Below are 13085 nucleotides of genomic sequence, written 5' to 3'. Positions count from 1 at the left end.
ATAAACTTATGCAACAAGTTGCACTAAACACCAGCAAGCACTTTGCAAGCCAGGAGAACATATGTCTAATTATCCGCATTTACTTGCCCCTTTGGATCTGGGTTTTACAACATTAAAAAATCGTGTGCTGATGGGGTCCATGCATGTCGGGCTGGAAGAGGTGCCGGGCGGCTATGAGCGAATGGCTGCCTTTTATGCAGAGCGTGCAAAAGGTGGGGTTGGCTTGATCGTAACGGGCGGAATTTCTCCGAATGATGCCGGTGTAACCTTTGCCGGTGGTTCTAAGCTGGACCACATGGAAGAAGCAGAAAAGCATAAGGTCATTACTCAGGCCGTACATGATGCCGGAGGTAAAATTGCCATGCAGATTTTGCATACCGGGCGTTATTCCTATCAGCCGGAAAATGTTGCACCTTCTGCCATTCAGGCACCGATTAATCCGGTTAAACCGCATGCACTGACTTCGGCCGAAGTGGAGCAGACCATCAGCGATTTTGTCAATTGTGCAAAACTGGCACAGCATGCCGGCTATGATGGCGTGGAAATTATGGGGTCGGAAGGTTATCTGATTAATGAATTCATTGCAGCCCGGACCAATCATCGGGATGATGAATGGGGAGGCAGTTATGAAAACCGGATCCGTCTGGCGCTTGAAATTGTCAGACGCACCCGTGAAGTAACAGGTGAAAATTTTATTATTATTTATCGCCTGTCCATGCTTGACCTGGTTGAGGGCGGTTCCAGCCTGGATGAAGTGGTACAGCTGGCGCTGGCGATTGAGAAGGTCGGGGCGACCATTATCAACACCGGGATTGGCTGGCATGAAGCACGTATCCCGACCATTGCCACTAAGGTTCCACGTGCGGCATTTACCTGGGTGACCCGTAAGTTAAAGGGCAAGGTCAAAGTCCCGCTGATTACTTCGAACCGGATCAATACGCCGGAAATGGCCGAGCATGTACTGGCCTCAGGGGATGCAGACATGATTTCAATGGCCCGTCCAATGCTGGCTGACCCCGAGTTTGTATTAAAGGCCAGTGAAGGGCGCAGTGATGAAATTAATACCTGTATTGGCTGTAATCAGGCCTGTCTGGATCATATTTTTTCCATGAAAATTGCCACCTGCCTGGTGAATCCGCGTGCCAGTTATGAAACAGAGCTGATTTTCCGGGAAGCATCATCGGCTAAAAATATTGCAGTCATTGGTGCCGGGCCGGCTGGATTGAGTTTTGCCAAATATGCCGCGGACCGTGGTCATCAGGTGACAATTTTTGAAGCTGCGGATCAGATTGGCGGACAGTTTAATATTGCAAAGACCATTCCGGGCAAGGAAGAGTTTTACGAAACTCTGCGATATTTCAAACGTCAGATTGAATTGCGGCCAGATATTAAACTGGTGCTGAATCATACTGCGACCTATGAAGAACTGAGTCAGTCCACATTTGATGACATTGTTGTTGCAACGGGCGTCACACCGCGCCATCTGAATATTGAAGGGATTGATCATCCCAAAGTACTGACCTACCTGCAGGTGCTGCGTGAGCGGAAGCCGGTTGGTAAAAAAGTGGCTGTTATCGGTGCCGGAGGTATTGGATTTGATACCGCTGAATATCTGATGCATGAAGGTGAAAGTGGTAGTCTGAATCCTGAAAAGTTCTATGATGAATGGGGGATTGATACCGGCTATGAAAATGCCGGTGGTCTGAAGGTGCCTGAGATTGAAGCCTCGCCACGTGAGGTTTATCTGTTGCAGCGTAAAACCACTTCCGTTGGTGCGGGGCTGGGTAAAACCACTGGATGGATTCATCGGACTGGCCTGAAACATCGTCATGTGAAGATGATTGCCGGAGCGACTTATGAAAAAATTGATGATCAGGGCCTGCATATCACTGTTGCCGATAAGCCAATGGTACTGGAGGTTGACCATGTCGTGATCTGTGCCGGGCAGGAGTCTTATACGGCCATGTTTGATCAGTTACAGGCTGATGGGAAAAATGTACATCTGATTGGTGGTGCAAAGGAAGCCGGAGAACTGGATGCCAGACGTGCAATCCGTCAGGGTGCAGAACTGGCGGCGGCGATTTAGGCAAATAGAACATTGAACCAGTCAGATAAGATGTCCGGACAGGGCATTTCATCTGACTGGGTCATGGTTTACAGGAAAAGTAAAAAATTGATATTAAAGTAAAAAATCAATAACGATAACGCAGACCTACGGACAGCAATTTGTCCTGACTGTTACCGGCATCCGCACGGATATTCTTGATCTGGTAGCTGATTAAGGCAGAAATGAATCTGGATAATGAGGCAGCAATGGTGGAGCGTGAACGGAAGGTCTGAGAGTTCCCGCCAAATTCGTAGGAAATATCCTGATTGAATTTGACCAGTGGATTGAACTGATACTCATAGAAGCCTGCAATATTGCCAATCAGCTCATGCTGATCTTTCAGGGTGGGATCCTCCTGCTTACTCAGACGATAACCGGTCCCAAACTCTGCTGTCAGTTTCTGTTTTTTATTCTGGACCAGGTCAAAACCCACACCGCCGGTTAGACTCAGCTGATAGTCAAAGACACTGGACAGGTCCTTATCGCCCTGCAATTTGATAAATCGGTAGGTGGTATCTGACTCCCGCTGTAATAATTTTCCGAGCAGCATATAACGTTCAACCCCATTACTGTTGTCGCTGCTATCACTACTGCTGACGGCTTCAGCGCGGACTTCCTGCCCCCAGGCACCATGCTGGCGCTGAAACAGCAGATTGGCTGCCAGATTTTCCTTTCGGGTGCTGCTGTCATCGGTTTTTGAACTGTTGACCAGATAACTCAGATCACTTTCCAGTTTGTAATTCCGATCAATTTTCATAATGCCGACATCAGCACGTTTCGGGCCTAAATCGGCATGCGTAAATGCGCTGAGCCCCATAAGTGTAAAACTGAGAGAGAGATGGATTCTGTTCATTGAAAAACCAACAGGATGCATGACAAATACCCGTAAAAACGGGCATGCCAATACAGTTATAGTTACAGTTCAGTTTTAGTTTTTTAATGCCGGTGTTGCAGCAGCAATTGCAGCGGCGACCGCATCATCTTCAGATTGTACAGTGCCCGATTTCGCAGCACTTGAATCCGAGGGTTCTCTGGACGGTCTGGCAGATTCAGCTTTGGCTGCCGGTTTTGCTTCCCTGTGGGCAGATGAGTCAGCATCACGGTATTCACGGCGGATGGTGGTGGAGGTGTTGTCAGTTTCCTGATGTTCCATTTCCACACGTGAAGACGGTGCCTGCTGCTCGCTGTTTCCAGCCGGTTGCTGCTCAGTATTCTCCGAACTGTCCTGTTGCTGAGCATCGGATGGTTCTGCACTTTGCAGGTTCTCAAACTGGGCAGGTTGTTCAGCCTGTTGTTCAGTGGTTGCAGCCTTGTCCTGTTCGTCTTCTTTTGGTGCTTCTTTTTTTACACAGGAAATCAGCAATATTGCTGCTGCAATTGCACCACAAAATAAAAGTTTCCTATTCATATTCACACAAAATATCGTTTTAAGAAGTATGCATATTATAACAATAAATTCAGAGATGAAAATCATGTATTGTCGTGTTAATTTTTTTATCGGAAATGCTGATAAAATAGCCGATTGTTGATTGTTCCCTGAATTGATGCGGATTGACTTTGCTTTCCAGGGGCAGAGTAAAGTAAAATTGCGCAACATTACAGGCCTGTTCTGGGCCCGATTGTAAGAGAATCCTGATGACCCATTTTATTTTCGTGACTGGTGGTGTTGTATCATCGCTGGGAAAAGGTATTTCAGCTGCTTCAGTGGCTGCACTTCTTGAAGCCCGTGGTTTGAAAGTCACTATGGTGAAAATGGATCCATACATTAATGTCGATCCGGGCACCATGAGTCCGTTCCAGCATGGCGAGGTTTTTGTCACAGAGGATGGGGCAGAAACAGATTTGGATCTTGGGTACTATGAACGCTTTTTGCGTCGTGCCAAAATGACCCGACTCAATAACTTTACGTCTGGTCGCGTTTATCAGGATGTGCTGAACAAGGAACGCCGTGGTGATTATCTGGGCGGCACGGTACAGGTGATTCCCCATATTACCGATAATATTAAGGAACGTGTCCTGCGCGCAGGTGAGGGCTATGACGTTGCCATTGTCGAAATTGGCGGAACCGTTGGAGATATTGAGTCCCTGCCGTTCATGGAAGCGGTACGTCAGCTGATGGTGGAACTGGGGCATAAGCGGACCCTGCTGATGCATCTGACCCTATTGCCTTATATCAGTTCTGCAAAGGAACTGAAAACCAAGCCCACTCAGCATTCGGTCAAGGAATTATTGTCTATCGGTATTCAACCTGACATTTTAATCTGTCGCACAGAATACGATGTAGACGCAGACACCATCCGTAAAATTGCCCTGTTTACCAATGTGGAAGCACGGGCTGTGGTGGTGTGTAAGGATGCGAAAACCATTTATCAGATCCCACGGACATTTTATGAGCAGAACGTGGATGATCTGATTTGTGAACGTTTTGGCTACGATGGCTTACCTGAAGCAGACCTTGCTGACTGGGATTATGTGGTTGAGGCATTGCTGAACCCTGAGTATACCGTGCGGGTTGCCATGGTCGGTAAATACGTGGAACTTCCGGATGCGTATAAATCTGTCAATGAAGCACTTTTACATGCCGGTATTCAGAACCGTGTCAAAGTGCATATTGACTATATCAATGCTGAGGAACTGGAAAGTCAGGACCCGGCAGAGGTGTTAAAAACTGCCAGCGCCATTCTGGTGCCGGGTGGTTTTGGTGAACGTGGTACTGAAGGAAAAATGAAGGCGATTCAGTTTGCCCGTGAAAACAAGGTGCCTTTCCTGGGGATTTGCCTGGGCATGCAACTGGCGGTGATTGAATATGCACGTAATGTTGCCGACATGCCGGAAGCGACATCCACTGAGTTTAATCGTTCCACCAAATTCCCATTGATCGGTTTAATCACCGAATGGCTGGATGAGCGTGGTGAAATTCAGCACCGCAACACGGAATCCAACCTGGGCGGAACCATGCGTCTGGGGACTCAGACCTCAGAACTGGTGGAAGGTACAAAAACACGTGCAATCTATGCCAGTGCGGAAATTACGGAACGCCACCGTCATCGCTATGAAATGAATGACCGCTTTATTCCTGCCATTGAACAGGCCGGAATGAAAGTTTCAGGCTATTCATCTGCCCAGCATCTGGTGGAGACGGTGGAAATTCCTGATCATCCGTGGTTTATTGCGGTACAATTCCATCCGGAATTTACCAGCTCACCCCGTGATGGGCATCCATTATTCGCCGGGTTTATTGATGCTGCCAAAAATCAGCACCAGCAAAGTCAGTCACCCGAATGAAGGCAAATAAGATCAGGACCTTGAAATGGCACAGTTAAAACCGCAGCAAATTGTACATTTAGGCGATATACAAATGGCAAATCATTTGCCATTTGTACTGTTCGGTGGCATGAATGTACTGGAATCGAAAGATCTGGCTTTTGAAATTGCAGAAAGCTATGTTGACATCTGTCAGCGGCTGGAGATTCCCTATGTGTTCAAGGCCAGTTTTGATAAGGCCAATCGTTCCAGTCTGAATTCATTCCGCGGTCCGGGCATGGAAAAGGGGCTGGAGTGGCTGGCAGAAATTAAAAAACAATTCAATGTCCCGATCATTACCGATGTACATGAGCCTTATCAGGCGGCGCCGGTGGCAGAAGTTGCCGACATTATTCAGCTGCCTGCTTTTCTGAGTCGTCAGACTGATCTGGTGGAAGCCATGGCAAAAACCAGTGCCATTATCAACATTAAAAAAGCACAGTTCCTTGCACCGCATGAAATGCAGCATATTTTGAACAAATGTCTGGAAGCCGGCAATGACAAACTGATTCTGTGTGAACGTGGTTCAGCCTTCGGTTATAATAATCTGGTGGTCGATATGCTTGGGTTTGACACCATGAAAGAGATGAATGTACCGGTGTTCTTTGATGTGACACACGCACTTCAGACTCCCGGTGGCCGTGCTGATTCTGCCGGCGGTCGCCGTGCACAGATTACCACACTTGCCCGTGCAGGTATGGCAACAGGCCTGGCAGGATTATTCCTGGAAGGGCATCCGGATCCGGAAAAAGCAAAGTGTGATGGGCCATGTGCGCTGCGCATGTCTCAGCTGGAACCCTTTCTGGCACAATTAAAGCAACTGGATACCTTAGTGAAAGGTTTCAAAAAATTAGATACTCATTGATGCCGTCATAAGCATCCTGTCATTCATTTAACCGAGGAATTGTTCATGAGCCAAATCGTTGACATTCGTGCACGTGAAATTTTGGACTCCCGTGGTAACCCAACCATCGAAGCCGATGTAATCTTAGACTCCGGCGTTGTTGGCCGTGCATGTGCACCATCCGGTGCTTCAACAGGCTCTCGTGAAGCGCTGGAACTGCGTGACGGTGACACATCACGTTACCTGGGTAAGGGCGTCCGCACAGCGGTGCATAATGTGAATGGTCAGATTAAGGACTTATTGTCCGGTCAGAATGTCTTTGAACAAAAAGCGCTGGATGAAAAAATGATTGCGCTTGATGGCACTGAAAATAAAGAAAAACTGGGTGCCAATGCAACACTGGCGGTTTCACTGGCTGCGGCACGTGCTGCTGCTGTCGAGAAGAAAACTGAATTGTTCCAGTACATCGCAGATTTGCGTGGTCAGACTACATTGACCATGCCTGTTCCAATGATGAACATTCTGAACGGTGGCGCACATGCAGACAATACCGTTGATATTCAGGAATTCATGATTGAACCGGTGGGCTTTACGTCTTTTGCAGACAGCCTGCGTGCAGGTGCTGAAATTTTCCATGCGCTTAAATCGGTACTGAAAAAGCAGGGTTTAAACACTGCCGTGGGTGATGAAGGTGGTTTTGCCCCGAATCTGCGTTCCAATGAAGAAGCCATTACCGTGATTCTTTCCGCTATTGAAACCACAGGTTACAAGGCCGGTTCTGACATTATGCTGGCGCTTGACTGTGCCGCTTCAGAATTTTATAAGAATGGTCAGTATGTACTGGCTGGTGAAGGCAACAAGGCATTCACCAGTAATCAGTTTGCAGACTATCTTGCAGGTCTGGTCAAACAGTATCCGATTATTTCCATTGAAGATGGTCTGGATGAATCTGATTGGGCCGGCTGGAGTTACCTGACGTCAATTCTTGGCGATAAAATCCAGCTGGTGGGTGATGACCTGTTTGTAACCAATCCTAAGATTTTACAGCGTGGGATTGATGAGAAAGTAGCCAACTCCATTCTGATCAAATACAACCAGATCGGTACCCTGACAGAAACCCTGGATGCCATCTATCTGGCGAAGGCAAATGGTTACAGTACCGTCATTTCACACCGTTCCGGTGAGACTGAGGACTCGACCATTGCTGATCTTGCCGTAGGTACCGCAGCAGGTCAGATCAAGACCGGTTCCCTGTGCCGTTCCGATCGCGTTGCAAAATATAACCAATTACTGCGTATTGAAGAATTGACTCATGCTGCTTATCGCGGTAAAGCTGAATTCAAGGGTCTCAACTGATTTTTGAAATGTTAGAAGTATTTAAAACAACTTCAGCGAAAGTGATTCTGGCACTCGTAATCGCGATTATTGCGGTGCTCCAGTATCGTTTCTGGTTTGGTGAGGGCGGATATGTCCCTCACCAGGCCCTGGTTAAGCAGATTCAGCAACAGGTTGAAGTTAACAAGCAGCTGAAGGAACGTAATCGGGTACTGGCAGCAGAAGTGTATGATCTGAAAAATGGTGCTGAAGCCATTGAGGAACATGCACGGCTGGATCTGGGGCTGGTCAAGCCGCATGAAACATTTGTACAGATGAGTACCATCAGTACCCATTACAAGCCAATTTATATGGATGCGAAAGCACCTGTTGATACAAGAACCAATGAGAATGACGACGATCCTCCCCCTGAACAGCCGTAAATTGTGGGCAATTATTCCGGCGGCAGGTTCAGGCAATCGTTTTTCTCAGACTGCATTAAAACAATATCAGCTGATCCATGGACAGACGGTGTTGGAACATACGGTCAATCGCCTGAATGATTTACCGCTTGCCGGTTATGTATTGGCTGTTGCAGCCGATGATCAATTGGCGGCAACACTGGATTTTAAAAATAAAGACAGGGCCCATTTCTGCAGGGGCGGTGTTGAACGGGTGGATTCAGTACTTAATGCATTGGTGTATTTAAGCCGGATTGCCGCACCGGATGATCTGGTACTGGTACATGATGCCGCACGGCCATGTGTCAGCTTATCCTGTCTTGAACAGCTGGTTACCACCGCTGTCAGTCAGTCAGTCAGTGCCATTCTGGCTGTTCCGGTGCGGGATACCCTGAAACGGGTGGCAGCAGAAGAGATGATTGAAACGACCATCAGTCGTGAACAACTGTGGCAGGCACAAACCCCGCAAATTTCCACTGTTGCCCGATTGAAACTTGCCATTGACACGGCACTGGCAAATTATGTTGTGCTGACCGATGAAGCCAGTGCACTGGAGTATATCGGTGAGCCGGTCAGGGTGGTTCCGGGGCGGGCAGATAATATTAAAATTACCTATCCGGATGATCTGGTACTTGCCCGTCTGATTCTGGAAATGCAGCAGACTGTCTGAACACGCAAACTGAAAAAATAGTGTGATTTATTTGCTCCGGCCGGGTGCCTGGGTGCTATAGTGGTTCGTTTTCCTTCGGTCCGGCCTTGGTCCAGGGAAACGGGAGTGTCTGAATCATGTGGATCGACAGCAAGGCTGAAACCGGGTTGAACCTATATAAACTTTGGTCGACTGTTGTTTTTTCCGTATGTGGCATATACATTGCTTTAACTGATAAAGAAAGATTATTGCAGGAGAGATGTTCTTCTGTGGACACGCCGAAGGAGCAACGACCCCGGAAACTCTCAGGCAAAAGGACTGTAATAATTTTAAAACATCTGGAGAGAAGCATTTCAGCGTCATGAATGTGCTCACCGAAGGGGATGGTGATATTCAAATGGTTTGAATATCCATCGAAGCTCTCAGGTAACAATGACAGATGGGGCATGATTTGAGATTTTAAATATTTCAAAGGAGTGCGTTTATGTGTCATATCGTGGTCGTTGGTTCGGGTATTACCGGTGTTACTTCTGCCTATGAGCTGTCTCAGCTGGGCTATAAAGTAACGGTTATTGATAAGCATTTATTTCCGGCAATGGAAACCTCGTTTGCCAATGGCGGGCAGCTGTCCGCCTGTAATGCGGAAGTATGGAACCAGAAATCGACTGTACTGAAAGGCATTAAATGGATGGCCCGCAAAGATGCACCATTATTGCTCAATCCTGCTTTCAGTCTGCACAAATATGCCTGGCTGGTTGAATTCCTCGGTAATATTAAACACTATGAAGGCAATACCCGCGATACAGTGAAAATGGCGTTGTTGGCCCGTGAGCGCTTATTTTCCATTGCAGACAGGGAACAGATCAACTTTGATCTGGAAAAGCGCGGCATTCTGCATTTTTACCACACTGAACAGGATTATCAGGTGGCGACCGGTGTCAATAATCTGCTGTGCAGTGGTGGGCTGGAGCGCCATGCGGTGACACCGGAAGAAATTAAAAGCATTGAACCATCCCTGACCGGGGAATATTATGGCGGTTTTTATTGTCCCGGAGATGCCACCGGAGATATTCATAAATTTACCAGTGGTCTTGCGAAGGCAACTGAAAAATATGGGGTCAGATATTTGTTTGGCATGGAAGTTGCCAATATCAACCATTCTGCAAATGGCGTACATATTCAGTATCATCCGGCGGCTGAAAATATGCAGGCTGAAGGCGTAATACTTGAGCAACTGGATGCAGATGCTGTACTCATCTGTGGCGGTGTCGGCAGCTATCAACTGGCGCATCAACTGGGTGATCGGGTGAATGTATATCCGGTCAAGGGCTATTCCATTACCGTCAATCTGAATGATCAGCAGAGTGTGCAGCAGGCACCGTGGGTTAGCCTGCTTGATGAAAGTGCAAAAATTGTGACATCCCGCCTGGGCGAAAACCGTCTGCGTATTGCAGGCACTGCAGAATTTAATGGTTATAACCGGGATATCCGCGCAGACCGGATACAGCCACTGGTGGACTGGGTCAATAAAAACTTTGAAATATCCACGCAGAGTGTTGTACCGTGGGCCGGTTTAAGACCGATGATGCCGGATATGATGCCGGTGGTGCGCAAAGGCAAGCGTGAGCGGGTTTTTTATAATACCGGACATGGTCACCTGGGCTGGACCTTATCTGCGGCAACAGCGGTGATGATCAGCCAGCAAATTGCGGTGGCACATCCGCTATAAACAACATGAATGGACAGGCGTTAATTGATTTGTGCCTGTTCAGCAATAAAACTCTTCCTTAAAGCATTCGATTAACTCTGAAGGGATACGGGTGGTCTGCCCATTGCTGCGCATATACAGCTCATTTTTATAATATAAAGGGCGATCCGCCTTATTGCATTTAAATACCAGAATGGTTTTGCCATCAATTCTGATGTCTTCCAGTGTGGTATAGATATTGGAAATCCTGTTGGTTTCATGCGCAAGCTTATCAGTCAGGCTGCGTTTCATCAGGTCCAGTGAATTATGAAAATGTTCCAGTTCATTTTCCACCCCGGTAATGCTTAAATCATCCGCCACCCCAATAAATACATAGCCCTTACGGGTATTCATAAATGCAATGCAGGCTTTGATCCATTTATCTGATTTCCTGGTGGTGAGCAGGTCAGTGGTTCTTTCCTTGAATTCAACCCGATTATTTTCGCCTTCCGAGATCATCAGTTTATATTTTTCAGCAATACTGATGTGCTGATAATTGTTGAGTACATTCTGGATTTTATACAGGGATTTGTAGGCGGAAGCAGTTTCCAGGTTGTGTACGTTTTGCCACTGATAAATTATTTTTATTTTGGATTCACTGGGGATGTGTGTATCTGTTAAATATTCAAAGGTCAGATTCAGACAGTGCATAATTTCCTGGTAAATATCATGACTGGCGACTGGAATGGAAATTTTCTGATGGATATCCCGAATCAGTTCTATTTTTTTATTGATTTCCTGAGGCGGTTGATAAAAGCTTAAATATTTCAGTTCCTTTAAAATAAACTCATAGGGTCGGTGGAAGGATGAAGGAAACAGTTCTTTCGCGGGGGTTTGCAGGTATTTTTCAATTCTGAGAAAGTAATGATTCAGCGTCTGACATTGATAATTTTCATGGAGTCTTAATTTGAAGAAGCTTTCATGTTTATAGATGCTGAAGGCCTGGAAGAATAGAAGGGTCTGAATTTCCTTGAATTTATAGGGCTGACTCTGCCAGTGCGTTTCAAGATAATCATTGAACTTTTTAAACTTATTGCTGATATATGTATCCAGTTCCATACGAACACCCGAAAGTTGTCTTTTATGAAAGATATACAGCGTTTGATCGTTTAATCCACTTATAGATGAAAAGCAGAATGAATGAAAGTAATTTTATATTACAGATGTATACAGGTTGTTAAAAATCGGCAGAAAATTCAATTCAGACTGAAATTACGCAGGCTGTAGTACGGACAGCTTCAGTCTGGAATCGGCCATCTGATGAATTGCCATTCTCCGGATTCAGTCACTTCCAGAATCATGGCGTCTGAAGTCTGTTCACGCCAGTCACCCAGTACAATGCGATGTTTTGCCTGTTGTTCATGAATTGCCGGACGATGGGTGTGTCCATGAATCAGCATATCGACATTCTCTAAAGCCTGTTCAACCGCCTGCTGATTGATATCCATAATATCCAGGGATGTATATTGCTGGCTTTGACGGCTTTTTTTACGAAAACCGTGGGCCAGTTTCTGTCTGAAACTTAACGGCGTTTTTTTCAGGATGGCGAGTAATAGCGGATGCCGTATGATTTTTTTAAAGCGCTGATAAGCCAGGTCATCGGTGCATAAAGCATCGCCATGTTCCAGTCGGTACCGTCGCTGAGCTGTATCCAGCAGAAATACATCGGGCAGCAGATGGCCCTGAAACTGATTGAGAAAAGCTTCGCCCAGGGCAAAATCGCGGTTACCGGTCAGAAAATAAATCTGATTGCCGGATTGGCTGAACTGGCGCAGTGCTGCAACAATGTCATCCAGCCAGGGGGCGGAATAATCATCACCAATCCAGGCATCAAACCAGTCACCCAGAATATAAAGCCGGGTATTTTTATGCTGATACTGAACCAGTAAATCTAAAAACCCCCGAATGAGTCGAGGGTGTTCAGGGGACAAATGCAGATCTGAAATAAACAGATAAGTCACGAAAGTTCCCGGATGTCCAGTTGAGCTGCTGAATTACTCGGAAATAATTTTTGCAGATTCAATGACAATGTTTTCCAGTGGAACATCTGCATGGTGACCCCGGTTACCGGTGCGCACATTTTTAATTTCATTGACAATGTCCATGCCTTCGACAACTTTACCGAAAACCGCATAGCCCCAGCCCTGAGCAGTTTTACCAGTATGATTCAGAAACGCATTGTTTTTGACATTAATGAAAAATTGTGCCGAAGCAGAGTGTGGCGCCTGCGTACGTGCCATGGCCACAGTGCCTTCTTCATTGCTCAGGCCGTTGTCTGCTTCATTTTCAATGGAGTCACGGGTTGCTTTTTCCTTGAAGCTTTCATCCATGCCACCGCCCTGGATCATGAAACCGTCAATCACACGGTGAAAAATTACGCCATCATAAAAACCATCACGAACATATTCCAGAAAATTTGCAACAGTAACCGGTGCTTTTTCAGCATTAAGTTCAAGAACAATACGTCCTTTGCTGGTGTTTAATTCGACTTGAGGAAAACTCATTCTATAATCTCCTGATCATGACAAAAAGCCATGGGTTTCTGGTTGAGAGAAGCATAAGCAAACTGTAAACTACAAGGCAAGTAAAAACGTCAATTTCTTTGTTAATAAGCTCAGAACAGCGTTTTAATTGTCCTATTTTATCCTATAGAAGTGATT

General features: G+C 46.4%; 12 protein-coding genes and 1 riboswitch. Of the genes, 7 read left to right on the top strand and 5 right to left on the bottom strand.

The window, feature by feature from the left end:
- Positions 1-61: 61 nt before the first annotated feature.
- Complete coding sequence (locus tag ACT6PV_RS09060; RefSeq protein WP_445116058.1) at positions 62-2086, top strand: oxidoreductase; 2025 nt, start codon at positions 62-64, stop codon at positions 2084-2086.
- Positions 2087-2192: 106 nt separating this feature from the next.
- Here the strand turns inward: ACT6PV_RS09060 and ACT6PV_RS09055 are convergent, their stop codons facing one another.
- Together ACT6PV_RS09055 and ACT6PV_RS09050 are read right to left on the bottom strand one after the other, a co-directional pair.
- The gene (locus tag ACT6PV_RS09055) at positions 2193-2960 is read right to left on the bottom strand and encodes a DUF481 domain-containing protein (RefSeq protein WP_445116057.1); all 768 of its coding nucleotides are present in this window, start codon (positions 2958-2960) and stop codon (positions 2193-2195) included.
- Between the two features lie 75 nt (positions 2961-3035).
- Complete coding sequence (locus ACT6PV_RS09050) at positions 3036-3515, bottom strand: internalin (RefSeq protein ID WP_445116056.1); 480 nt, start codon at positions 3513-3515, stop codon at positions 3036-3038.
- 227 nt (positions 3516-3742) lie between these two features.
- Here ACT6PV_RS09050 and ACT6PV_RS09045 point away from each other — a divergent pair, with 227 nt between their 5' ends.
- The 6 genes from ACT6PV_RS09045 (at position 3743) to ACT6PV_RS09020 (ending at position 10407) form a co-directional block, all read left to right on the top strand.
- Entirely contained in the window at positions 3743-5392 is a 1650-nt protein-coding gene (locus ACT6PV_RS09045; RefSeq protein ID WP_445116055.1) for a CTP synthase, read from the top strand.
- A 25-nt stretch (positions 5393-5417) separates the two neighbouring features.
- Positions 5418-6275 (top strand): 3-deoxy-8-phosphooctulonate synthase, encoded by an 858-nt coding sequence (gene kdsA, locus ACT6PV_RS09040; protein ID WP_445116054.1) that lies wholly within the window; start codon positions 5418-5420, stop codon positions 6273-6275.
- Positions 6276-6320: 45 nt separating this feature from the next.
- On the top strand, positions 6321-7610 hold the full coding sequence (gene eno, locus ACT6PV_RS09035) for a phosphopyruvate hydratase (RefSeq protein ID WP_445116053.1): 1290 nt from the start codon (positions 6321-6323) through the stop codon (positions 7608-7610).
- 8 nt (positions 7611-7618) lie between these two features.
- The gene (gene ftsB / locus ACT6PV_RS09030; protein WP_445116052.1) at positions 7619-8011 is read left to right on the top strand and encodes a cell division protein FtsB; all 393 of its coding nucleotides are present in this window, start codon (positions 7619-7621) and stop codon (positions 8009-8011) included.
- Positions 7980-8699, top strand: a complete 720-nt coding sequence (gene ispD / locus ACT6PV_RS09025; RefSeq protein ID WP_445116051.1) for a 2-C-methyl-D-erythritol 4-phosphate cytidylyltransferase — start codon at positions 7980-7982, stop codon at positions 8697-8699. Before ftsB ends, ispD begins: the two co-directional genes overlap by 32 nt.
- A gap of 220 nt (positions 8700-8919) precedes the next feature.
- A riboswitch (glycine riboswitch) is annotated at positions 8920-9009 on the top strand.
- A gap of 153 nt (positions 9010-9162) precedes the next feature.
- Complete coding sequence (locus ACT6PV_RS09020) at positions 9163-10407, top strand: D-amino acid dehydrogenase (protein ID WP_445116050.1); 1245 nt, start codon at positions 9163-9165, stop codon at positions 10405-10407.
- A 39-nt stretch (positions 10408-10446) separates the two neighbouring features.
- Here ACT6PV_RS09020 and ACT6PV_RS09015 read toward each other — a convergent pair whose 3' ends face one another.
- The 3 genes from ACT6PV_RS09015 to ACT6PV_RS09005 all read right to left on the bottom strand — a co-directional run bounded on the left by ACT6PV_RS09015 (position 10447) and on the right by ACT6PV_RS09005 (position 12929).
- Positions 10447-11484, bottom strand: a complete 1038-nt coding sequence (locus tag ACT6PV_RS09015) for an AlbA family DNA-binding domain-containing protein (protein ID WP_445116049.1) — start codon at positions 11482-11484, stop codon at positions 10447-10449.
- A 179-nt stretch (positions 11485-11663) separates the two neighbouring features.
- The gene (locus ACT6PV_RS09010) at positions 11664-12386 is read right to left on the bottom strand and encodes a UDP-2,3-diacylglucosamine diphosphatase (RefSeq protein ID WP_445116048.1); all 723 of its coding nucleotides are present in this window, start codon (positions 12384-12386) and stop codon (positions 11664-11666) included.
- A gap of 33 nt (positions 12387-12419) precedes the next feature.
- The gene (locus ACT6PV_RS09005) at positions 12420-12929 is read right to left on the bottom strand and encodes a peptidylprolyl isomerase (RefSeq protein ID WP_445116047.1); all 510 of its coding nucleotides are present in this window, start codon (positions 12927-12929) and stop codon (positions 12420-12422) included.
- Positions 12930-13085: the final 156 nt, after the last annotated feature.

The organism is Acinetobacter sp. WZC-1 (assembly GCF_052544965.1).
The sequence above is the reverse complement of the archived record's forward strand: the minus strand, read 5'-3'. Positions and strand labels throughout refer to the sequence as shown.